The sequence below is a fragment of the Providencia sp. JUb39 genome (genome assembly GCF_012272845.1).
Taxonomy (GTDB): Bacteria; Pseudomonadota; Gammaproteobacteria; order Enterobacterales; family Enterobacteriaceae; genus Providencia; species Providencia lanzhouensis.
In genome coordinates this window covers 3,912,135-3,934,509 of record NZ_JAAWXD020000001.1, presented here as the reverse complement: position 1 = coordinate 3,934,509, position 22,375 = coordinate 3,912,135, and the positions used below count along the sequence as shown (strand labels likewise).

21 protein-coding genes are annotated in these 22,375 nt (G+C 41.7%); 14 read left to right on the top strand and 7 right to left on the bottom strand.

The genetic code is table 11. The annotated features are described in order from the left end of the window. Positions 1-26: 26 nt before the first annotated feature. The 7 genes from HFU86_RS18250 to HFU86_RS18220 all read left to right on the top strand — a co-directional run bounded on the left by HFU86_RS18250 (position 27) and on the right by HFU86_RS18220 (position 7,333). Complete coding sequence (locus tag HFU86_RS18250; RefSeq protein WP_132496310.1) at positions 27-731, top strand: DUF484 domain-containing protein; 705 nt, start codon at positions 27-29, stop codon at positions 729-731. Further along, a complete protein-coding gene (gene xerC, locus HFU86_RS18245; RefSeq protein ID WP_132496311.1) occupies positions 713-1,642 on the top strand; it encodes a tyrosine recombinase XerC in 930 nt (309 codons plus the stop codon). The genes HFU86_RS18250 and xerC overlap by 19 nt, the downstream gene beginning before the upstream one ends. After that, positions 1,642-2,358: a 5-amino-6-(5-phospho-D-ribitylamino)uracil phosphatase YigB gene (gene yigB / locus HFU86_RS18240; protein ID WP_132496312.1), complete on the top strand. Its 717-nt coding sequence runs from the start codon at positions 1,642-1,644 to the stop codon at positions 2,356-2,358. The genes xerC and yigB overlap by 1 nt, the downstream gene beginning before the upstream one ends. Positions 2,359-2,576: 218 nt before the next feature. Beyond that, positions 2,577-4,739, top strand: coding sequence for a DNA helicase II (gene uvrD, locus HFU86_RS18235; RefSeq protein WP_132496313.1), 2,163 nt, complete (start codon positions 2,577-2,579; stop codon positions 4,737-4,739). Positions 4,740-4,937: 198 nt separating this feature from the next. Beyond that, positions 4,938-5,642, top strand: a complete 705-nt coding sequence (locus tag HFU86_RS18230) for a hypothetical protein (RefSeq protein WP_187129786.1) — start codon at positions 4,938-4,940, stop codon at positions 5,640-5,642. Between the two features lie 224 nt (positions 5,643-5,866). Beyond that, positions 5,867-6,451, top strand: coding sequence for a 2OG-Fe(II) oxygenase (locus tag HFU86_RS18225; protein WP_132496315.1), 585 nt, complete (start codon positions 5,867-5,869; stop codon positions 6,449-6,451). A 192-nt stretch (positions 6,452-6,643) separates the two neighbouring features. Then, positions 6,644-7,333, top strand: coding sequence for a hypothetical protein (locus tag HFU86_RS18220; protein ID WP_187129785.1), 690 nt, complete (start codon positions 6,644-6,646; stop codon positions 7,331-7,333). Between the two features lie 44 nt (positions 7,334-7,377). Here HFU86_RS18220 and prfH read toward each other — a convergent pair whose 3' ends face one another. Together prfH and HFU86_RS18210 are read right to left on the bottom strand one after the other, a co-directional pair. Further along, positions 7,378-7,989, bottom strand: coding sequence for a peptide chain release factor H (gene prfH / locus HFU86_RS18215; RefSeq protein ID WP_132496317.1), 612 nt, complete (start codon positions 7,987-7,989; stop codon positions 7,378-7,380). Then, positions 7,989-9,122, bottom strand: coding sequence for an RNA ligase RtcB family protein (locus tag HFU86_RS18210; RefSeq protein WP_187129784.1), 1,134 nt, complete (start codon positions 9,120-9,122; stop codon positions 7,989-7,991). The genes prfH and HFU86_RS18210 overlap by 1 nt, the downstream gene beginning before the upstream one ends. Positions 9,123-9,705: 583 nt before the next feature. Here HFU86_RS18210 and HFU86_RS18205 point away from each other — a divergent pair. Beyond that, complete coding sequence (locus tag HFU86_RS18205; RefSeq protein ID WP_187129783.1) at positions 9,706-10,035, top strand: hypothetical protein; 330 nt, start codon at positions 9,706-9,708, stop codon at positions 10,033-10,035. Between the two features lie 104 nt (positions 10,036-10,139). Continuing rightward, complete coding sequence (locus tag HFU86_RS18200) at positions 10,140-10,613, top strand: hypothetical protein (RefSeq protein WP_132496320.1); 474 nt, start codon at positions 10,140-10,142, stop codon at positions 10,611-10,613. A gap of 110 nt (positions 10,614-10,723) precedes the next feature. On the opposite strand, the gene HFU86_RS18195 is transcribed toward HFU86_RS18200, so the two are convergent. The 4 genes from HFU86_RS18195 to HFU86_RS18180 form a co-directional block, all read right to left on the bottom strand. Further along, the gene (locus tag HFU86_RS18195) at positions 10,724-12,445 is read right to left on the bottom strand and encodes an amidohydrolase (protein WP_187129782.1); all 1,722 of its coding nucleotides are present in this window, start codon (positions 12,443-12,445) and stop codon (positions 10,724-10,726) included. A 96-nt stretch (positions 12,446-12,541) separates the two neighbouring features. Then, positions 12,542-13,915: an APC family permease gene (locus tag HFU86_RS18190; protein ID WP_132496322.1), complete on the bottom strand. Its 1,374-nt coding sequence runs from the start codon at positions 13,913-13,915 to the stop codon at positions 12,542-12,544. 683 nt (positions 13,916-14,598) lie between these two features. Then, on the bottom strand, positions 14,599-15,492 hold the full coding sequence (gene rarD, locus HFU86_RS18185; RefSeq protein WP_036948885.1) for an EamA family transporter RarD: 894 nt from the start codon (positions 15,490-15,492) through the stop codon (positions 14,599-14,601). 167 nt (positions 15,493-15,659) lie between these two features. Next, complete coding sequence (locus tag HFU86_RS18180; protein WP_132496323.1) at positions 15,660-16,130, bottom strand: thioesterase family protein; 471 nt, start codon at positions 16,128-16,130, stop codon at positions 15,660-15,662. 150 nt (positions 16,131-16,280) lie between these two features. Between HFU86_RS18180 and pldA the strand changes: the two genes are divergently transcribed. The 5 genes from pldA (at position 16,281) to HFU86_RS18155 (ending at position 21,990) form a co-directional block, all read left to right on the top strand. Continuing rightward, on the top strand, positions 16,281-17,174 hold the full coding sequence (gene pldA / locus HFU86_RS18175) for a phospholipase A (protein WP_132496324.1): 894 nt from the start codon (positions 16,281-16,283) through the stop codon (positions 17,172-17,174). 92 nt (positions 17,175-17,266) lie between these two features. Beyond that, positions 17,267-19,093 (top strand): ATP-dependent DNA helicase RecQ, encoded by a 1,827-nt coding sequence (gene recQ, locus HFU86_RS18170; protein WP_132496325.1) that lies wholly within the window; start codon positions 17,267-17,269, stop codon positions 19,091-19,093. A 9-nt stretch (positions 19,094-19,102) separates the two neighbouring features. After that, a complete protein-coding gene (gene pldB / locus HFU86_RS18165) occupies positions 19,103-20,098 on the top strand; it encodes a lysophospholipase L2 (protein ID WP_132496326.1) in 996 nt (331 codons plus the stop codon). A gap of 19 nt (positions 20,099-20,117) precedes the next feature. Further along, positions 20,118-20,930: a sugar/pyridoxal phosphate phosphatase YigL gene (gene yigL / locus HFU86_RS18160; RefSeq protein ID WP_187129781.1), complete on the top strand. Its 813-nt coding sequence runs from the start codon at positions 20,118-20,120 to the stop codon at positions 20,928-20,930. A gap of 262 nt (positions 20,931-21,192) precedes the next feature. Then, positions 21,193-21,990, top strand: coding sequence for a tetratricopeptide repeat protein (locus HFU86_RS18155; protein ID WP_036948904.1), 798 nt, complete (start codon positions 21,193-21,195; stop codon positions 21,988-21,990). Between the two features lie 16 nt (positions 21,991-22,006). On the opposite strand, the gene HFU86_RS18150 is transcribed toward HFU86_RS18155, so the two are convergent. Continuing rightward, positions 22,007-22,336, bottom strand: a complete 330-nt coding sequence (locus tag HFU86_RS18150) for a hypothetical protein (protein WP_132496328.1) — start codon at positions 22,334-22,336, stop codon at positions 22,007-22,009. Positions 22,337-22,375 lie beyond the last annotated feature (39 nt).

The following is a 22,375-nucleotide window of genomic DNA, read 5'->3' as shown; positions in this document are numbered from 1 at the left end:
CTTGATTGAGTGGAAAGAGGGGAATAATGGATAAGCCTGAACAAGTGCCGGAGATTGCTCAGTTAATTGATGAGCAAGATGTGGTGCAATATTTAAAACAGAACCCTTATTTCTTTATTCGCAATGCGTCTCTTGCTGAACATATCAAGGTTCCTCATGCCGTTCAGGAGGCTATCTCGCTTCCTGAATTGGTGATGAGCCGTCAACGTCAAAAAATCAAAAATCTCGAGCAGGATATCCGCTTTATGGTGGAACAAGCCCACGAAAATGGACTACTGTTCGATGAGCTTCTTTATCTCGTCATTGAAATGTCTTCCGCAAATAGTTTGCGGGAGATGCTGTTTGTGTTGAATCGCTGGGCTAAAAAACTCGGGTTATCAGGGGCTTCTGTACGCCTATTTAGTGATAGCTGGCGATTATCTGCGCCATTGGATGCCTACGAATTGGTGCTCCCACGCCGCGTTTTTGAACCCATACGTATTCAGCGTTTTGGGGATAACCTAAATTATCTTGGGCGACTAAATGGTCCTGAGTTGCAGCTTTTACTTCCTGATGCACAAAATGTAGGTTCAGTAGCGATTTCGTTGTTTGGGCATCATGGGGAATCCGGTATGGTGATATTTACCAGCCGTGACCGTGAGCACTATCAACAGGGTATGGGTACAGTAATGCTGGAAAAAGTGGCTCAAATTCTACCGAGGTTATTATGTCAATGGATAGAACGCCTGTAGACATTCAGCCTGAAGGGCTGATGATTCAAGTGGAAGCCTTTTTGCGTTACCTCCGTGTTGAACGTCGATTGAGTCCAGTCACGATAACGAATTATCGTCGCCAATTAGGTGCAGTTTGCCAAATTTTAGGTGAACTGAAAGTGAGCCAATGGCAGCAGTTGGATATGACGATAGGGCGCAATATTGCCGCGAAGAGCCGTCGAACAGGCTTGCAAGCAGCGAGCATGGCATTAAGGCTTTCCGCACTACGTAGTTTTTGTGATTGGATGGTGCAGCAAGGCGAGCTACCGGCAAACCCAGTTAAAACTATTCATGCCCCTAAAGCGAAAAAACGTCTACCGAAAAATATGGATGTGGACGAAGTTTCTCAACTGTTGAATATGGACAGTGGCGACCCGCTCGTGGTGCGAGACAGAACCATGCTGGAAGTGATGTATGGCGCGGGATTGCGTCTCTCTGAGCTGGTTGGTTTGGATGTGAAGCACCTTGACCTCAATTTAGGTGAGGTTTGGGTGATGGGGAAAGGCAGCAAGGAACGCAAAATTCCTCTAGGGAAAACGGCAGTGAGTTGGTTAAAACGCTGGCTTGAAATGCGTGAATTGTACGAGCCTGTCGATGGCGCGGTATTTATTTCCACGAAAAGTGGTAAGCGTATTTCGAATCGCAATGTGCAAAAGCGGTTTGAGCAGTGGGGTATTAAACAAGCGGTAAATAGCCATATAAATCCCCATAAATTACGTCACTCTTTTGCAACTCATATTCTCGAATCAAGTGGTAATTTACGAGGGGTACAAGAGTTATTAGGTCATGCTAATCTCTCTACCACCCAAATCTACACCCATCTTGATTTCCAACATCTCGCTAATGTTTATGATGTGGCACATCCGCGAGCGAAGAGGGAGAAATCTTAATGCATTTTTACCGTCCGTTATCACCCATCAAAGCGATGACGTTTGATTTGGATGATACGTTGTACGACAACCATCCCGTGATTGATAAAACGGAGGAAGAAGTTTTACGGTTTATTCGTGAATATGACCCGCGTTTTCATCATTTTACGAACGATGACATTTATGCTTTTCGCTATCTTGTGGAAGAACAAGAGCCGGATATTCGCCATGATATTACCCGCTGGCGCTGGCTATCGTCGAAAATGATGCTGTGCCACTATGGTTATAATAAAGAGGATGCCCTCAAAGGTGCGGACGATATTATGGCGCACTTTACCTACTGGCGTAATCAAATTCATGTCCCGCAATCCACTCATGAAACGCTAGCAAAATTAGCCGAAAAATTACCGCTGGTGGCGATTACAAATGGTAACGCAGAGCCGCAAGCGTGTGGGCTAGGGCAATATTTTCAGTTTGTATTAAAAGCGGGTCCGGATGGGCGCTCTAAGCCATGCTGCGATATGTATCACCTTGCCTCTACTCGTTTGAATATCGAGCCGGGCGCTATTTTACATGTTGGAGATAATCTGCTGACCGACGTAGAAGGGGCGATTAATAGCGGTATGCAAGCCTGCTGGTTCAACGTGGATCATATGACGTTAATGGATGAGAAAGAGGGGCGCGTATTGCCTCATGTGGAAATTTGTCGGTTGGATTCTCTCCTGTCATTGGTATAATCCTTTCTCTGTATAAAAACACAGTGGTGGTAGCCACTGTTAAACCATTACCAAACCAATCAGGTTTGAAATGGTTGTTTAGGTTTATGAAAATAAACGAGGAAAATCAAGTTATTGATTTTCGCCTGATAACACAAAGAGGGAAAAACCACGCTTTTCTCCCTCTTTGTCAGTAACCTCACAGTGGTGGAAGCCACTGTCTTGCTTTGATGGTAACTATGGACGTCTCATATCTGCTCGAAGGTCTTAATGACAAACAGCGCGAAGCGGTTGCAGCCCCGCGCACTAATTTACTGGTACTTGCAGGTGCAGGTAGCGGTAAAACCCGTGTGTTGGTTCATCGCATTGCGTGGCTTATGTCGGTGGAGAATGCCTCCCCATTTTCGATTATGGCCGTGACGTTTACCAACAAAGCCGCCGCAGAAATGCGTCATCGTATCAATCAGTTGGTGGGAACTAGCGAAGGCGGCATGTGGATCGGTACTTTCCACGGTCTCGCACACCGTTTACTTCGCCAGCATTACTTGGATGCGAATCTGCCGCAAGATTTCCAAATTCTAGACAGTGATGACCAGTACCGTTTGATTCGTCGCCTGCTTAAAGCCATGAATCTTGATGAGAAGCAGTGGCCGCCTCGTCAGGGAATGTGGTACATCAACGGCAAAAAAGATGAAGGGCTGCGTCCTCAGCATGTTGAAAGCTATGGTAATCCAGTCGAAGCGACATGGCTGAAAGTGTATCAAGCCTATCAAGAAGCTTGTGACCGTGCAGGGCTGGTAGATTTTGCCGAATTACTGCTACGCGCTCATGAGCTATGGCTGAATAAGCCTCATGTTTTACAGCATTATCGCGAGCGTTTTACCAATATTTTGGTGGATGAGTTCCAAGATACCAACAGCATTCAATATGCGTGGATCCGCGTGTTAGCGGGTGAGACTGGCAAAGTGATGATTGTCGGCGATGATGACCAATCAATCTATGGCTGGCGTGGCGCTCAAGTTGAAAATATTCAGCGTTTCTTGAATGATTTCCCCGGCGCAGAAACTATCCGACTCGAGCAAAACTACCGTTCGACCAACAATATTTTGAAAGCAGCAAATACGCTTATCGCCAATAACAGTGACCGTCTCGGTAAGAATTTATGGACGGAGGGCGGTGATGGTGAGCCGATTTCCCTTTATTGCGCCTTCAATGAGCTTGATGAAGCTCGCTATGTGGTTGGGCGAATTAAACAGTGGCATGAAAATGGCGGTGCGCTGCAAGACTGTGCCATTCTTTACCGCAGCAACGCTCAATCTCGTGTGATGGAAGAAGCGTTGATTCAAGGCGCGATGGCATACCGTATTTATGGTGGTCAGCGCTTCTTTGAACGCCAAGAGATCAAAGACGCATTATCCTACCTTCGATTAATTGCTAACCGTAACGACGATGCCTCTTTTGAGCGTGTGGTCAACACGCCAACACGAGGCATTGGTGAGCGCACGTTGGATACGGTTCGCCAAACTGCACGGGATCAGCAACTGACACTATGGGAAAGTTGTGAGTACTTACTTCGCGAGCAAGTCCTGGGAGGAAGAGCGGCAAGCTCCATCGAACGTTTCTTAGAGTTAATCGACGCATTAGCGAAAGAAACCCAAGAGATGCCACTGCATGTGCAAGCTGACCGTGTGATCAATGACTCTGGTTTGCGCGCGATGTATGAGCAGGAAAAAGGCGAGAAAGCCCAAGCGCGAATTGAAAACTTGGAAGAGTTAGTTAACGCAACCCGCGATTTTAGTTATCAAGATGAAGACCAAGATTTGATGCCATTACAGGCATTTTTATCTCATGCGGCATTGGAATCCGGAGACAGCCAAGCGGATGCCAGCCAAGATGCGGTGCAATTGATGACGCTACACTCGGCGAAAGGGCTGGAATTCCCTGTTGTGTTTATGGTGGGTGTGGAAGAAGGCATGTTCCCAAGCCAAATGTCGATGGATGAAAGTGGGCGCTTAGAAGAAGAGCGCCGTCTTGCCTATGTGGGGATCACCCGCGCTATGGTGAAATTGACAATCACTTACGCCGAAAGCCGTCGTCTTTATGGCAAAGAAGTTTACCATCGCCCATCCCGTTTTATTGGCGAGCTGCCGACGGAGTGTGTGGAGGAAGTTCGATTAAGAGCCACGGTTTCCCGCCCTGTCAGCCATCAACGTCTTGGCACACCGATTAGCCAAAATGATTCTGGCTATGCGTTAGGGCAGAGAGTGATGCACCCTAAATTCGGTGAAGGCACTATTATTAATCTCGAAGGTAGTGGGGAACATTGCCGCTTGCAAATTGCTTTTCAAGGGCAAGGGATTAAATGGCTGGTGGCGTCTTATGCGCGATTAGAGAACATTTAGTTTTTATATAGGTAAAGTAGAAATAATAAATTCTCTGCTTTACCTATATGATTGAGAATATCAATAAATTCTTTATTGAGGTGTAAGTATTTATATTAATATTTTTTGGTTACCATGCTAACTATATAAAATCTGAATTTGTTATTCTAATATAATTGGAATAAAATTTAATTTCATTTGTTTAAAAAGGATTTTTATATGGAAACTAAATCTGAGATTAATAAAATCAGTCGATTATTGAATATGATAAATAATCGGATTGCTAAAATAAAGGCTGCGGATATTATTTTGAATAAAAACGCGATAGCTTATGATATGAATAATTATGCTGAGGTAAAGAAACTAATTGATAATGAAGTATCGAAACTAGAAAAAATCTCAGAAGCAATGCAAGCTTCACTCAAGAATAGAATATCTGAAATGAATGAAGAGTTAGATACTATAAAAAATCGAGATTGGAATTCTGAAAGTTTAGCGACTGAAATAGACACATATAAAAAAGCTAATTTATTGAGTTATTCCTCGCAGGATTTTAATGAAAAAAATTTAGTATCAATAATTTTATTAAGTGATTTTAATTCTTTACCTAGACCAATTCAAAAAAATATCGTATTTATTAATAGTCAATATAAACACATAAACAATGCTTTAATGGAAATTCATCAATTAGAGTTCCAAGTGACGCAAGAATTTAATATGGAAAAATCCGAAGTATTAATAGCAGCATATCAAAAAGAATTAATGTTATCTCAAAGTAATGAACAAATAATTTTAGAGATGATATCTGGTTTTAACATAGTTGAAATGAGTAATATATTTTTCAATGAGCTTATTGCTATTGCAGATACATCACCAGTTAAATGTAGTTGTGGTGGTAGAGGACGAACTGGTTTTTGTAGCTAATGTCTCGTAGTGAGAAGGTTGATTTTTCATCGTCTCTTAAGGTACCTGATGTATCCAGGTACCTTTTTTGTTTGAATATCTTTAGTCCTATGATAGGGCATGAATAATTTTTAAGTTCATAGTTTCGATATGGTTATTGAATCATCAAGATTTACGTTTTTTATTTTAATTTTTTACACTAATCAAGTATAAAATCTTACCTAATCACCACTCTTAGATTCATCATGTCTATCAATCAACTTATTGATTCACTTTCCACACAAGGTTGGTATGTGTGGAACGAATTTCTGAATCTGTCAGAAATTCAGGCTATTAAAAGTTGTATCCCCGATACGTTACAAGACGCGCGTATTGGCTATCAAAATACATTACAAGACAACAAAACCATCCGTGGCGACCAAACGGTGTGGCTCGAACCTGAAATGGGAGCGCCAATCGTGCACTATCTAGATAAGATGGAAAATTTGCGTCAGGAACTTAACTGCCAGTTATTTCTTGGGCTTAGGGATTTTGAAACGCATTTTTGTCGCTATCCTAATGGTGGGTTCTATAAAAAGCATGTGGATAACTTCCGTGGACAAGGACGTCGTCGAATAACCACTGTTCTGTATATGAATGAATCATGGCAGCAGGGAGATGGTGGTGAGATTGTTATGTATGATATTCAAGATAACGAGCTATTTACCTTAGAGCCGCTTGCAGGTCGCATGGTGTTTTTTATGTCTGAAGATTTTCCCCATGAAGTCCTACCTACTCAACAAAAGCGTGAAAGTATTGCCGGTTGGTTTTTAACTGAAAAAATACTGTAACCCTTTCTCGTCCATGCCGCCTCTGCAAAGGGGCGGGCTGTAAATTAATCACTGTAATAATAAAACTACAACTTATATATAAATAATAAGTTTGTTTTTTAATCCACCTACCTTTATTTTGAATCTATTATCTTGTTGACATAAAGATAATAAAAAGTTTGTTAGTTTAAATATAAATAAAGGATGAATTATATGATTAACTTAAAAAATAAATTTAATCAATTTAAATTGCATTTTGAAGTGTACAAAGAATCTTTTGAAAATTATAAAGAAAGCCAAGAAAAGCACCTGATTGATTTAAAGAATTTTATTGGTAGAAATACTTCCATTTTAACGAAAGATAAAGAATCTACAGAGCAATATATTTTACAAGCGGAAGAGGAAGTTAGAATTAACCAGGAAAAATATTCTGGCTATGAAGCCGCAATAACAAAAATAGATAATTTTCTAAATGATTTAGAAAGTGGTGATAATTTAGATTATGCAGTGGATTTTATAAATAAATTACAGTCTATTATTGACTCCTTACCTCAGAAACCTGCTGTTTTTCCTAAGGATATTTTATTGTCAGAACCATTCACTCAGCAAGCTGTATTATCATTTTATAATAATAAAGTGATAATAGATCAGGCATTTTGTAATTTAAATGCTCAATACCTTCAATTTTCTGAGGTTGCAAATGAGACATTAACAAGAATGAATGAGCCGCAAATTTCGATCTGTCTTAACGGCAATCAAAAGGAATCGATGATGATTGAGCAAATTGCTACATTAAGTTCAAAAGACGGTAGCCCAGTTGATAACAATCTGTTGAATGCATTTGGACCAAGCGCTATTTATGGCGGGGGTGGTATTTATCTTGGTATTCCGCATAATTACTAGGAAGTAAATTGGTGAGCCTCCGATTTATGGTGGCTCACCATAACTTAGTTAACTCGTTTAAACTCTTTTCCAGCAAAAATTAATGCCGCATTACCTCGCTCAATTTGATAATGAGAAAGATGGCGCTGCTTATCTAAGGAATTCAGTTGTTGAGATTGAAATTCACTGAGCTTCCAATGGATTAGCTCTTTCGCCAGTTTTTTATTGGCATGCTGGCTACGCTCCGATTGAACTTTCACACTAATCCCTGTTGCGATATGTTTGGCACGCACCGCGGAACAGGTTTTATTCACATGCTGACCTCCTGCACCTTGAGATTTTGTGAATTCATATTCGATTTCACTCTCCTCTAGGGGCTGAATAGGCGCAAATGTGATTATGCTAATAAACCAGTTTTTGCGTTTATGGCGTGGTCGCAGAGGGCTTTGGCATTGCCATTGAACGGTTCCACTCCACGCGTTGATCAGCTGTTCGCTCTGTTTCCCCTCTAAGGAGACTAACACTGACTTTAGTCCCTGCTTGGATGGAAAAGACTCCAACACATCAACTTGAACATCTAACAAAGCGGCTTCTTTTAAAAAACAAGAAAACGCTTTTTCCACGGCGATACAGCACTCATCGGGTCCTTGAGCTGAGGAAAACTGTAATAATGTCATTAACAATCTCCGCTCGTTTTATAGGTGATCACGGGCGCTAAGCGGGCAATAACCTGAATAATGCCGACCTCAACCATGCTTTCGATAACGGTCTCAATGGATTTATAGGACTGCGGTGCTTCTTCATAAATCAATTGTTTGTTTGCACAAATGACTCGGCTGCCTAAAGTGGTTCGGGATAGCTGTAATGGCGTATATTTATGTGATAAACGACCTTTGCATTCCGTTCTCATCCATTTTCGCCCTGCACCGTGAGCGAGGGAATTTAAGCTCAAATCACTGGCAACTGGCGCCACTAAATAGCTGTAGTCACCGCGAGAGCCGGGGATCACCACGAAACCTCTATCGGATGGCGTAGCACCTTTGCGGTGTAGCCAGCCGTTGATCCCGTCGATATGGCATGGCTCAACAAGATTATGATTGAGATCGAAACGTTGCTCCCCCGAAGCCTTAACTTGCTGCATCATGCGCAGCCCAATCAATAGGCGATTGATCTGTGCGAACTGTAGCGCGTCTTGGTGTGCTTTGAGGTAAGTCTTGGCATCATCGGATTGTTCATCCAGCCCATTATGGCTATGTTGCTCAACATGCTGGCGTAGAATAGATTGCCCTAAACCACGCGATCCACTGTGCACGAGTAATAACAATTTTTGTTTATCAAGACCGCTTTGCTCAAACAATTCTTGGTTTATGATTTTATCGACGGATTGAAACTCCGCGAAATGGTTACCGCCACCAATAGAACTGAGCGAAGTCATAAAATCATGGGATTTCATCGACTCAGGAACGTGTTCATCTAGCCACTCTAATGGCGCATGATCCATCATTTCAGAGAGCTGTTTTTCCAGCTTATCCAAGTTAACTTTGGCGCGCTTAATATCAGTTTGGAACAGGCTCATGCCACAGCCAATATCATTGCCAACCAACGCCGGATAGAAGCGTTTAGCTGAGAAAAATGCTGCACCAATTGGGTAGCCACGTCCTGGGTGTAAGTCAGGCATGCCGACCACAGAAACCATGTCGGGTAAATTAGCGGTTGTTTGTAATTGTTGGATTGCTTTACTTTCAATCCATGTAGATTCTGTCGCGATATAACTAACGTGTTCACCGACAGAATGAAGGGTATTGCCCATAAGCTATTAACTCATTTTTAATGTGAAAAATAAGGTGATTAGCAGGCAAGTTTTGAGAAGATAGCTGAACTAACGTTTAAAACGATTTATAACGTCTAAGGTTATTTTTAACGTTTAAGACTATTTCTGTGGTTGCCCGCAAAGAGTTTGATTAATTGTTGTCATGATGAACCTCCTTGCAGTGAATTGATTAAATGAATGAAAACGCAGCGGATATTAACGGGAACTTTTTCCTTTTGCAAGAGAGAAAAGGAAAAAAGAGTAAAATTAATCTTTATCCTAAAATTGATTCCTTTATAAATAAATGTTTTATTCTTTAACTTTATGGTTTTAATTTTTCATATGAGTATTTTTCTTGATTTCTTTTCAGATTTTGAATTAGCTCCTAAAGTAAGTTTTAAATCACATTATCTATTGATAATGTAAAAATTAATCAATAATATCTTTCAAGTGGAATTATTATAATTATTTGTTTTTATATCTATCAGCGGTTATTTATTTTTTAACTTTGATTTTTTTCAAGCTGTGATTGATTGTTGCTTATTTAATTTATATTAATGATCTTAATGGTAAAGGAAATATTATGCTGAATTTGAATTCGGATTTAATTAAACTTAAGACTGATATTAAAAATTTAAAATATAAAGATGAGATTTATATGAATAACCAATCTGAGCACCAGTATGAAGAATATAATACTCCAGAAATTGTGAGTTGCTTTGAATCTGGACAGGAGTATGAAATGGTTGATTATGGTAATGAGTATATAAATGAGATGTATAGCCTTGAAAAATTAGTTGAGGTCATTTCATGCATTGATACAACTAATATCGTTAGTATTAATCATAACAGTATGCTAGATAGCATTTTAACTAGAGCTACAGGCGAGGTTCCATTATTGATTAATGGCTAACTATATATTTTTTATATAATTCCTGTTCTCTTATTAGATGGTTTTTAATAAAAGCATTACTTCTGGTGAAAGAAATGATGCTTTCAACATGGATGAAGTTATAAATGAATAAACTTGAACAAAACAAAAAGCTTATTGAGTTGCTACGAAAAGAAAAAAATGAACTGGAACATGAATTTAATGTGTTGAGATATCGTAACGGTCAATTAGAAGAACGTTTGAATTCTGAATTTATTAATAAGGATAGGGATGATTTTACTAGTGATTCAGAATATTATGAATTTGGGCTCGAGCAAAATAAGATTTTTGATGAGTATTATGAAAATAATACCAGAATGAAAGAAAAAGAAGCTAAAATAAATGACAACAATGAATTAATTCATAGAGTTGGGCGTTATGATAGGGTCATAAGGAAAGCAGGGCAATACAATATTGACGCAACATCAAATCGTATTGCTGAAAACAGTGCTAACCTAAATAAGGAAGTTAGCGTTTCAGATCATGTTAAAAGTGCAGAAAACGTGAATTCTTATTATCAATCTATATTTGGTATTCCTATTTATATAACAGGATTTTAGCATTAAGTTATTATTTTAGGTAATAAGGTTATTATTTTAACTTACAGGTTTAATTGATTGAGATGAAGGCATATTTTTACGCCTTCATCAGATTAATGATAATTAAATACTTAAGAAGCGATATGAACCGTTTTTCCGCCCACAATAGTGCGTAGTACTTTCACATTTTCAATATCATCTGCTGGGATGGTAAATACATTGCGATCCAGCACGATCATGTCCGCGAATTTACCTGCCTCAAGTGATCCTAAAACATCTTCACGATGTTGAGCATAAGCAGAGTCAATGGTCGCTGAACGTAAAACTTCGCTCACGGTCATATCACGGTCGTTATCCAGCCTTGGGGCTGGCTGACCATTAATATCACGGCCACGGCGGGTTGCGGCGACTTTTAAATCATACCATTCGTCAAAATCATCAATTGGCCAATCACTACCAAAGGCAACCACTGCACCTGCATCAATAAACTTAGCGATAGGTTCGAGCTGTTGGAAACGGGTTTCGCCCAGCATATTTTTCTCGAAAGCAGCCAGTTCAGGCGTTGGTGCTGCCCACTGGAATGATAAGCATGCAATGGTTTTCAGGCGCGCAAAACGGGCATAATCTTTGGCATCAACCAATTCATTGTGAGCAAGGCCTGGGCGGATATCTTTCTCTGGGTGAGCCGCACGCATTTTCTCAATGGCATCCAGCACGATAGAGACGGCGCCTTCACCGACGGTATGTAAGTGAGGGTCGTAACCCGCTGCGGCGATTTTTTCGAGTAGCTCATCGAGAATTTCAGCCGTGAAATAGAGGTCGCCGTAGTTATCGGTTTCTACCCAATTCGGGGCGGAATCAGTCCCTTTGTTCACGCGGTATGGCTGTAATAATGAGGCAGTCATGGTTGGATATTGCAGCACGCCATCCACAAACATTTTGATATTACGCAGACCAATACCTGGTGCCGGTGTCCACTCTGCTTGGTGCCATTTTTTGGCGAACGCCACGGCTTTATCGACAGCAGCCGCAACGGCAGCCACATTCGGGGTATCATCAGGCGTGATTTCGCGTGCAGCTTGGAAGCGCAAAGTGAGTTCACCACGTTGTTGAAGTTGGTGGAACGCGCTTAATTGCTGCTCAGAAACACGGGCATCCATCACCATGGTAACGCCTTGCTGATTCAATACTTTTTGGACTAATTCAGCCACTTCAACCGCTTGCTCATCACGAATAGACGGGATGCTATCCGCAGCACGCATGGCAGGTGCATCTTCTAAAATTCCGTTAAGTTCGCCATTCTCGTATTTACCGATTTTGCCATCAGGTGGCTCAGGGGTCTCTTTGGTGATCCCGAATAATTCGAGGGCGCGACTATTGGCTAAGAGGGTATGGCAGTCATTAGAGAACAACACCACTGGGCGCTTAGTATTGAGCTTGTCCATGTCTTCACGGTACATATCAATACCTGCTGGTAACATGCCTTGGCGTAACCATGCCGTGACTTTTAGCCAGTCATTTTCGCCGGTGCGAGGATCTTTATCGAGGTGATCTTGCACGCGTTGTAAAATTTGGTCGATAGTCAGGGATTCGTAATTAAGATGGCAGCCGAACAGCTGAATGCCGCCCCAAAATGGGTGCATATGTCCATCAATGATCCCTGGCATCATCATCTTGCCTTCAAGGTCGATGCTCTCAGTTTCTGGACCAACATATTGATGTAATTCATCTGAAGTCCCTGTTGCAAGAATATAACCTTCTTTCAAGGCGATAGCGTCGACAACACTATCTTGACTGTCTGCGGTATAGATATAACCGTTGAAATAAATAACATCAGCAATTTTATTATTCATCGTAAACCGTCTGTATCAGGGGCTCCTACGGAGCCAGAACCAAAAAAACAATGGGGAAGATAAGCTTCCCCATAATCAACGAAAGGTACCGGAGGATTAATTGATAATCATCTCAGTCTCGGCATCAGAGATAGCAGGTGGACGACGAGTAAAACCATGAGTCAGAAGCGTGAGGTAGCCTGCCCCTGCTGCTAGCCAGCATAAGCCGACTGTGAAGGCTTCTGCATCTAAACTTGTCCATAACCACAAGGTTAAAACAACCCCAATGGATGGCATGATCAGACAAGTGAGCAGCTTGGTATTATCCAACGAGGCTTTGCGGTCGATGTAGAAATGTTTGATGACTGACAAGTTCACAAAGGTAAAGGCTATTAGCGCACCAAAGCTAATCATCGACGCAACCATGCTGAGTGATAACACCAGCGACATCAACGAAGCCACAGCCACAAAGATAATGGAATAGACCGGTGTATTCAGGCGTGGGTGCAAATACGCAAAGATAGAGCGTGGTAGCACACCTTCACGACCCATTGCATAGAAAATACGCACGATACTGGCTTGTGAAGTCATTGCTGAAGCAAAGACTCCGATAACATAAGCGGTAATAAAGCTTGATGCCATCAAGGAGGCGCCGATCCACTTCATTTTATCGCCCACTTGCTGCATCACCGCGATACTGGCAACATCCGTATTAGGGAGAAAATCTTGCCATACCGGATACATTAAATGTGCGCCGTAAGAGATGGCAATAAACAAGGCTCCCGCAATAAATACGGTATATAAAATCGCTTTAGGTAAAGCACGGCGTGCGTCTTTTGTTTCTTCGGCCATGGTTGAAATGGCATCAAAGCCTAAGAAGGCTAAGCACAGTACCGCAGCACCCGCAAACAGCCCCGACACTTGTGATGACATCACAGTGAGCGGTGCCATCAATGCTTCAACATCCAGTACCATCGCGTTTTGCAAGCAGATGTACAAGAAAATGGCGATGAAGACAAATTGCATCAGAATAATCAGCATATTCATCCAAGATACCAATTTGATACCCAAAATGTTCATGATGCTGACAACAGCGATGGTTGAGCAGATTATCACTGGCATTGGGATATTCGGGAACGCTTCGTGGACAAAGATCCCAATCGCAATGTAGTTAATAATCGGCAGAAATAGATAATCCAGCAGTTGTGCCCAACCAACAAGAAATCCAAGAGTGCCACCAAAGGTTTTTTGCACATACGAATAAGCAGACCCAGAAAGCGGGAGTGCACTGGTCATACGGCAATAGCTCATGGCGGTAAAGAAGACAGCAGCGAGCGTAATTAAATAAGCGATAGGCAAATGCCCTTCACTTAATACAGTCACTTGTCCATAGGTGGTAAAAATTCCGAGTGGGACCATATAGGCCAGCCCGAAAAATACTAACGCAGGGGTGGTCAGTACACGTTTCATTTGAACGGTATTCTGTTGCATTTTGAAGCCCTTCCCAAAAGCCCTTAACAACGTTAACTCTGTCTGAATACACAGGCCGAGTGAACCTAAAATGCAGCCATATAACTTGAGCTATAGCACTACATGTTTTGTTTTTTACATACACAAATCATTTAATTAGGTATGTGGATAGACGCCTTGTATTCAATTTCAGAAAACCTCGCACCAGGACAGAATATAAATCACTGTCATCGTGCGCACTTTAATGAAACGTCAGTAATGAATCGGACCATTACCATCCGCTGGGGTGAATACAAGCGGCGTACAATATAATTATCAAGTTCCTATTAAGCAATCATTTATTTCAACAAATAAATATACTGTTTTATTTCAATGGGTTGATATTTGAAAGGTGTATAAACAAGGTTAAATTTAACGTAAGTTAAATATGAATCAAATTCCCGATAAAATCAAGGAATAAAAATTTTTATAATATATTGAAATATAAAGATAAAATCTTTAATTTTGGAATTAACCCAAACAAGAGAAAAACACCTAAAAGGTAAATTATTTTTAATAAAAATAAGCTGATTATATTAAATAATTTAAACTTTCCAGTTCCATTAAATGAAACGTGCATTAAGTGGGTAATATAATAAGCGGGTTAATACTAATTTAAGACAGATATTATGGGCACGAATGCCCATAATACGAAAAATTAAATTCTATTTTCTTCTGAGTTTCTGCTGTGTATATAAAGCATCTAAAGTAAATAAAATTAATGCAACCCAGATAAAACCAAATGTAATTAACAATTCTTGGGTCATTACTTCGCCATACACAAATACGGCGAGTAAGAACATAATGCTTGGGCCTAAATACTGGAAGAACCCTAACGTTGATAGTCTTAAATGGTTAGCGGCTTCAGTAAACAGTAACAATGGCACTGTGGTAATAATCCCTGCAGCGATCAGGAGAATATTTAAATGCCAGCTGTTCATCGTCATGTCGCTTGTCGGGCTATCTGCAAAGAATAATAGGAAGATAACGCCGACAGGTAGCAGCCATAAGGTTTCAAATGTCATACCCGTTTGCGCATCAACACCTAATTTTTTACGTAATAAACCGTAGGTGGCAAACGTCACGGCAAGGCTTAATCCAATGATTGGCACGGAGCCAAACTGCCAGAGTTGAATTAATACGCCGGTAAGAGCTAATCCGACCGCAACCCATTGCATTCGGCGGAAGCGTTCATGTAAAAATATCATGCCAAACAATACGTTAACCAGAGGGTTGATAAAATACCCTAAGCTGGCTTGCAGCATATGCCCATTATTTACCGCCCAGATATAAATCAGCCAGTTAGACGCAATTGTCACAGCTGTTACACCTAAAATTAAGATCTTTTTAGGCTGTTTTAAGACTTGGCGGAAATAATTCCAATGGCGCGTGATGGTCAGTAATAACAGCATAAAGAAGAATGACCAAATAATACGGTGAGTCAAAATTTCTTCTGCAGGCACTTCTTTGATGGATTTAAAATAAATGGGGGCGACACCCCAAATAAAATAAGCGCCTAAGGCACATAGTACGCCTTTGGTAGTATTTTGTTGGCTCATGAATAGCTCTGAAATTGATATAAAGTCAAACTGAGAGATCGAAGCCAAGAATGTGAGAGGCTCGATGTGTGATGCCGTTAATGTGACATTGCTCAGGTTTTTTTACAAGCTATTAGTTAATGAGGTTATTAATTATTTACTAGGCTGTTTCATTCGCTCAGATTTTTTTACCCAATCAAATAAGTCGCAGTGGCTGTAGCAATATGCTGATTTTTTTCATTATGTAATTCACAGCGGGTAACGGCGATTTTATTACCATCGCGTAGTAAGCTGGCGCTCGCGATAAAAACCTCTCCACGACCAGGGCGCAAATAGTCAACGCGTAAATCAATCGTACCCATTTTGGACATCTTGTCGGCAATATCTTGGTGAACGAGGGGCTCAATGCGTTGAAGGATCCGGTTGATACACACCATGCCTCCCGCAACATCTAATAAGGATGCAATAACACCACCATGGAGAATGTTTTGGGTGAAATTACCAATAAGCTCAGGACGGTTTTTCACGGATAGCTGGACTAAGCCATCCGTCATTTGTAGTAGTTCAATTCCAAGTAATTGATTAAAAGGCATTTTATAGATAAATGCATCGCTCATAAACTTGCTGGCTTCTTCGAAGGTATAGATGCGGTCATTCATTTTAGGATCCTTGTCTATGATGTTAATGATAAGTTAACATTATGTATGTGCTAATATCTAGAAAACAAATGAATAATCTTTCAACGGTTGATCATTTTTCGGTGTAAAATGAGGCAAATTTTTTCACCGCAGTTGAAATAGGAATGGCAAATGCGCGCTTTACAAATGTTGTTGAGTTCTGTGCTCTGTTTCTGGTCTGTTTCACTTTTTGCATCTGACAATACCAACGAACCGGCACAGCAGGATACTGAAAATCATACACCCGTTCGCGGAAGTATTATTTCGGGGTTACTGCAAAATTATGATAACCCATTCGTTCTGTATCCTTATGAACCCAATTACATCATTTATACCTATACGTCTTCGATGAATAAGAAGGCTATCGCGAGTTATGATTGGGGTAATGATGCACTGAAAGATGAAGTGAAATTCCAATTAAGCTTGGCGTTCCCTATTTGGCGTGGTATTGCGGGGGAAAATTCGGTTCTTGCGGCATCTTATACCCAGCGTTCTTGGTGGCAATTAAGTAATAAGAAAGAGTCCTCGCCATTTCGTGAAACCAACTATGAACCACAGATTTTTATCGGTTGGGCGCTTGATAACCAATTTGCAGGCTGGACGTTACGCGAATTCGAAACGGGATTTAACCATGAATCAAATGGTCGCTCCGATCCAACATCCCGTAGTTGGAACCGTGTTTATGCCCGAGCAATGGCGCAAAAGGGTGACTGGCAAGTTGAATTGAAACCGTGGTACCGCATTCCTGAAAGTGAAAGTAGTGATGACAATCCAGATATTAATAAATATCTCGGCTATTACCGCGTAAAAGTGGGATATGCACTTGGGGATAGCGTTATTTCAGCTGCGGGTCACTATAACTGGAATACAGGGTATGGTAACGCGGAGTTGGGCTGGAGCTATCCAATGACGAAGCATGTGCGTTTGTATACCCAGCTATTTAGCGGTTATGGTGAGTCGATGATAGACTACGACTATCGCCAAACACGTTTTGGTATCGGTGTGATGCTTAACGATATCATGTGATCTGGGCAGACATTCCAGTCATTTCAGGGTAATATCTTGCCAATAGCTGCTCTTTTCGGGCAGCTATTTGTTTCAACCTCTAGAGGGAATTCGTGTCTACCGCTTGCGTTATCAATCAACTTTCACTCGCTGAAAATGTGCTCAATAGCACATTCGGCTACCAATCCTTTCGTCCGGGGCAAGATGCTGTCATTGGCGGTATCCTCGATGGTCGTGACTGCTTAGTATTGATGCCAACAGGGGGCGGGAAATCGCTCTGCTACCAAGTGCCTGCGCTGGTCAAACAAGGCATTACGCTGGTGGTATCACCTTTAATTTCCTTAATGAAGGATCAAGTCGATCAACTCAAGTTACACGGCGTTGAAGCGGCTTGTTTAAATTCCTCACAAACCCCGCTAGAGCAGCGCCAAATTATGGAATTATGCGCTCAAGGGAAAATTAAGCTTCTGTATGTGGCGCCAGAGCGTTTATTGACTGACTATTTTATTCAGCAAATTGGTAGCTGGGATATCGCCTTATTGGCGGTAGATGAAGCACACTGTATTTCCCAATGGGGCCACGATTTCCGCCCTGAATATCGTTCATTAGGTCAATTACGTCACTCTTTACCGAATGTACCAGTGATGGCGCTGACTGCCACGGCAGATGAAACCACGCGCGCTGATATTATTCGCTTACTCGAGCTTAATGACCCATTAGTTCATGTGAGCAGCTTTGATCGCCCGAATATCCGCTATACTTTGGTCGAGAAGTATAAACCGTTAGATCAACTATGGTTTTTTATTAAGGCTCAGAAAGGTAAATCGGGAATTGTTTACTGTAATAGCCGTAGTAAAGTTGAAGAAACCGCGGAAAGATTGCAGAAACGTGGCTTGAGTGTGGCTGCTTACCACGCAGGTTTGGAGAGCGCCCAACGTGACTGGGTACAAGATGCTTTTCAGAAAGATAATCTGCAAATTGTGGTTGCGACTGTGGCATTTGGAATGGGGATTAACAAGTCCAATGTCCGCTTTGTGGCGCACTTTGATATTCCTCGCAACATTGAAGCGTATTATCAAGAAACCGGGCGAGCAGGGCGTGATGGCGTCGAAGCCGAAGCCATTCTCTTCTATGATCCTGCTGATATGGCGTGGCTCCGTCGATGCTTAGAAGAAAAGCCAGCGGGAATGCAGCAGGATATTGAACGTCATAAACTGAATGCGATTGCTGCCTTTGCGGAAGCGCAAACTTGTCGTCGCCTAGTTTTACTAAACTATTTTGGTGAAAACCGCCAAAAACCTTGCGGTAACTGTGATATCTGCCTTGATCCGCCAAAGCGTTATGATGGGCTGATGGATGCGCAAAAAGCACTCTCCTGTATTTATCGCGTTGGGCAGCGGTTTGGTATTGGCTATATTGTTGAGGTGTTACGAGGCGCTAACAATCAACGGATCCGCGATTTAGGGCACGATAAACTGCCAGTTTATGGGATTGGTAAAGAGCAAACGAATGAACATTGGGTGAGCGTCTTACGTCAATTAATTCATTTAGGCATGATCACGCAAAATATCGCGCATTTTTCCGCATTACAATTGACGGAAGCGGCCAGACCCATACTGCGTGGTGAAATGCCATTACAGTTAGCCGTTCCACGCGTTTTAGTCACCAAAAGCCGGAATCAACAAAACAAAATTTACCATGGCAATTATGATAAGAAGCTGTTTGCCAAATTGCGTAAATTACGTAAATCCATTGCGGATGAAGAAAACATTCCGCCTTTTGTGGTTTTCAATGATGCAACGTTGATTGAAATGGCAGAGCATTGCCCGACCAAACCCGTTGAATTATTACTGATTAATGGGGTTGGCGAGAAAAAATTAGAGCGTTTTGGTGAGGCGTTTATGACACTCATCCAAGACCATCTAGAAGGTTATGAATGAGGAAACCCCATGACGCCAGATAGTCTAAAAGCCAGTTGGTTAAATCGAGAAACTGAGTTTTCGGCCTTTACCAACGGTCCGCTTTTAGATTTTTGGCAACTACGTGAAGAAGCTGAGTTTTTAGGTGTTGATGACGTTCCTATTCGCTATGTGCGTTTTATTCATGCAAAGCACCATAAAGCTGTGGTTATCTCACCGGGGCGCAGTGAGAGTTACGTTAAGTACCCTGAAGTTGCCTACGATTTTTATCATCTAGGGTTCGATGTTTTTATTATTGATCATCGTGGGCAAGGGCGATCTGGTCGTATGCTGGCGGATCCTCAAAAGGGGCACGTTGAAAAATTCACAGATTATATTGACGATTTTGAAAAATTTATTGATTTAGAAGTAAGGGATCGTCACTATCCTAAATGCTATGCGCTGGCTCATTCGATGGGGGGCGCGATCCTCGCTGGGTATTTGCTCCGAGATAGCGTGACATTTGATGCTGCTGCATTGTGCGCTCCCATGATTGGCGTGAATTTACCTATGCCTCACTGGCTCGCGAGCTTTATTGTTGAGCGAGCAGAACCGCGCCGCAGTGTGCGAAATGATTATGCTGTTTCAACGGGAAAATGGCAGCCATTACCTTATTTAATCAATGTGTTAACCCATAGCCAAGAGCGTTATAGACGTTATTTACGCTACTATGCGGATTATCCTGAATTACGTCTCGGTGGTCCAACTTACCACTGGTTACGAGAAAGTTTTGCGATTGGCAAAGAGCTGGTTGCGAAAGCGGGAGAGATTGAAACCCCTCTGATGCTACTTGAAGCGAGCGAAGAGAAGGTAGTCAGTAATCGAGAGCTACAAGCTTTTTGTCAAAGTCGGCAAAAAGCGCAAACAGGACGAGAAGAAAAATTACCCCTCATTATCGAAGGGGCTCACCACGAAATCCTGTTTGAAATAGATGCATTGAGAGCCATGGCCCTCAATGCAATTTGTGATTTTTTTGAGCAGAATTAGCCATAATTAGGGATCTTGTATGAAATATCCGGTTGTTGCTTCCGATTTGGACGGAACACTTTTATCTCCCAATCATGATTTAACCCTGTATACCAAAGACACACTTAAGCAGCTTGTGGCGACCGAAGAAGTCCGGTTTGTGTTCGCGACGGGACGCCATCATATTGATGTCGCACAGATCCGTGATGGTCTGGGTATTGATGCTTATATGATCACCTCGAATGGGGCGCGTATTCATAATACCAATGGCGACCTTATTTTTGCGAACAACGTTGACTCGCAGATAGCGAAAGAACTGTGCTTAATGGAGTTTGATCACCCTGAAATTCTCACCAATTACTACCATGGTGATGATTGGTTTATTAACCGTGAAAGCCCTGAGCAGAAAGAGTTTTTCAAAGAGTCCGTGTTTAATTACCAACTGTTTGACCCTCGTGATTTCCCAACCACGGAAGTCTGTAAAGTGTATTACACCAGTGAAGACCATAATTTACTGGTCGATCTGCAACAGCGTATTCAACGTCGTTGGCAAGATAAAGTGCATGTCACTTTCTCCTTACACAGCTGTCTTGAGGTGATGGCAGGCTCCGTTTCTAAAGGGGAAGCATTGAAACAAGTCACGGCATTGCATGGTTATGGAACCCATGATTGCATCGCGTTTGGTGATGGCATGAATGATAAAGAGATGCTGAAGTTAGCGGGCAAGGGCTGCATTATGCAGAATGCTCATCAGCTGCTGAAAGATGCTTTACCTCAGATGGAAGTGATTGGTTCTAACCAAGATGATGCGGTTGCTCGTTATTTGCGAAGTAAATATTTAGACAACAAATAATCACTTTTGCTATGTGTATTAGAAGAAAGCCAGATAGAATAAAAAACTATCTGGCTTTTTATTTGCCTTTTGTCATGAATGATAACGAAAAGTGCTATTTGTCTAAATTAAGGCGTTTATCCTATTTTGTCTTCTGACGAGTAAATTTAAACTACTTCAAATGAAAAGCGAGTTTAGGCTGTATAATCTGCCAGATCAGCCGATAATAACGGGTATTACTGTGTCGCCAGTTGCCATACTGCACTGTTGAGGGTTACTTAGGATGAAAAGAATTGCGTTAGCACTGTTGTTAGGATCTGTTTGTTATAGTTCATTATTACTGGCTACACCGGCGAAACCAACGACCGCCAGTGAACAGACGACAATAGAGCAAATTACGCAGTTAGCTGAAAAAGGTGATCCCGCGTCTCAATTCCTGTTAGGTGAGCGTTATTTTAAAGGTCAGGGCGTTTCTCAAGACTCCAAAGTGGCAGCAGAATGGTTTATCAAAGCCGGGGATCAAGGTAATTCAGATGCCCAATTCCGCCTTGGTACTATGTATGTAAATGGTTTTGGTGTTCGCCGAGATTATGATAAAGCGATGTTGTGGTACGAAGAAGCCGCTAAAAATGGTGATACTCGCGCAGAAACCAACATGGCCACCATGTATGCACAAGGTTTAGGGGTTAAACAGGATCTGGAAAAAGCGGCATACTGGTTTAGAAAGGCAGCGCAAGGCGGTAATGTGATTGCACAATTCAAAATCGGGCAAATGTACTCGATTGGCAGTGGCGTCGCATTAGATAATGAAAAAGCCGTGTTTTGGTTCAGAAAAGCCGCAAAGCAGCGTGATGCAAATTCCCAAGACCGTTTAGGAGTGATGTACTCTGAAGGGAAAGGGGTGAAAAAGAACTTACAGCAAGCGTATGCATGGCTGTCTACCGCGGTTTATAGTGGCAATAAAGAGAGCCAACGTTTACAGAAAAAAATCGCAGAGCAGTTGAACGCAGAAGAGCTGAAACAAGCGCAAAAACTGGCTGACAACTACATTAAAACCTACGGAAATAGCGAAGAAAGCTAATTCGCCCAATATTAATTTAACGGGATATCAGCAGGTATCCCGTTAATCCGATCACAGACAGAATCAAATATCCCCAGCAAAAGCGGTAAAATCGATTATATCCCCATCCTCGGCGTACACTAAGTTGCAGCGCTTTTGTCGATAATTGATGTACTTTCAAACGATAAATCACTAAATACAGCAGGCTGAATCCTTGCCACAGATAGAGCGTATTAAAGGCAAAACCCTTTCCGACAATCAGCAAAATCACCAACGGGATCAGAAAAAACAGAATGGAGCCTACACGCTCATACTGTGCAATTTTTAATTTGATGGATTCGTCTTGGATTTCTACCGCTTGGATCATTACTCTGCCTTTTTTACCATAGAAAATAAGGGAGCAAGT

Excerpts from the sequence above, each read along its gene's own strand:
- HFU86_RS18250 (WP_132496310.1), top strand. The coding sequence starts at position 27 with ATGGATAAGCCTGAACAAGTGCCGGAGATTGCTCAGTTAATTGATGAG.
- xerC (WP_132496311.1), top strand. The coding sequence starts at position 713 with ATGGATAGAACGCCTGTAGACATTCAGCCTGAAGGGCTGATGATTCAA.
- yigB (WP_132496312.1), top strand. The coding sequence starts at position 1,642 with ATGCATTTTTACCGTCCGTTATCACCCATCAAAGCGATGACGTTTGAT.
- uvrD (WP_132496313.1), top strand. The coding sequence starts at position 2,577 with ATGGACGTCTCATATCTGCTCGAAGGTCTTAATGACAAACAGCGCGAA.
- HFU86_RS18230 (WP_187129786.1), top strand. The coding sequence starts at position 4,938 with ATGGAAACTAAATCTGAGATTAATAAAATCAGTCGATTATTGAATATG.
- HFU86_RS18225 (WP_132496315.1), top strand. The coding sequence starts at position 5,867 with ATGTCTATCAATCAACTTATTGATTCACTTTCCACACAAGGTTGGTAT.
- HFU86_RS18220 (WP_187129785.1), top strand. The coding sequence starts at position 6,644 with ATGATTAACTTAAAAAATAAATTTAATCAATTTAAATTGCATTTTGAA.
- prfH (WP_132496317.1), bottom strand. The coding sequence starts at position 7,989 with ATGACATTATTACAGTTTTCCTCAGCTCAAGGACCCGATGAGTGCTGT.
- HFU86_RS18210 (WP_187129784.1), bottom strand. The coding sequence starts at position 9,122 with ATGGGCAATACCCTTCATTCTGTCGGTGAACACGTTAGTTATATCGCG.
- HFU86_RS18205 (WP_187129783.1), top strand. The coding sequence starts at position 9,706 with ATGCTGAATTTGAATTCGGATTTAATTAAACTTAAGACTGATATTAAA.
- HFU86_RS18200 (WP_132496320.1), top strand. The coding sequence starts at position 10,140 with ATGAATAAACTTGAACAAAACAAAAAGCTTATTGAGTTGCTACGAAAA.
- HFU86_RS18195 (WP_187129782.1), bottom strand. The coding sequence starts at position 12,445 with ATGAATAATAAAATTGCTGATGTTATTTATTTCAACGGTTATATCTAT.
- HFU86_RS18190 (WP_132496322.1), bottom strand. The coding sequence starts at position 13,915 with ATGCAACAGAATACCGTTCAAATGAAACGTGTACTGACCACCCCTGCG.
- rarD (WP_036948885.1), bottom strand. The coding sequence starts at position 15,492 with ATGAGCCAACAAAATACTACCAAAGGCGTACTATGTGCCTTAGGCGCT.
- HFU86_RS18180 (WP_132496323.1), bottom strand. The coding sequence starts at position 16,130 with ATGAATGACCGCATCTATACCTTCGAAGAAGCCAGCAAGTTTATGAGC.
- pldA (WP_132496324.1), top strand. The coding sequence starts at position 16,281 with ATGCGCGCTTTACAAATGTTGTTGAGTTCTGTGCTCTGTTTCTGGTCT.
- pldB (WP_132496326.1), top strand. The coding sequence starts at position 19,103 with ATGACGCCAGATAGTCTAAAAGCCAGTTGGTTAAATCGAGAAACTGAG.
- yigL (WP_187129781.1), top strand. The coding sequence starts at position 20,118 with ATGAAATATCCGGTTGTTGCTTCCGATTTGGACGGAACACTTTTATCT.
- HFU86_RS18155 (WP_036948904.1), top strand. The coding sequence starts at position 21,193 with ATGAAAAGAATTGCGTTAGCACTGTTGTTAGGATCTGTTTGTTATAGT.
- HFU86_RS18150 (WP_132496328.1), bottom strand. The coding sequence starts at position 22,336 with ATGATCCAAGCGGTAGAAATCCAAGACGAATCCATCAAATTAAAAATT.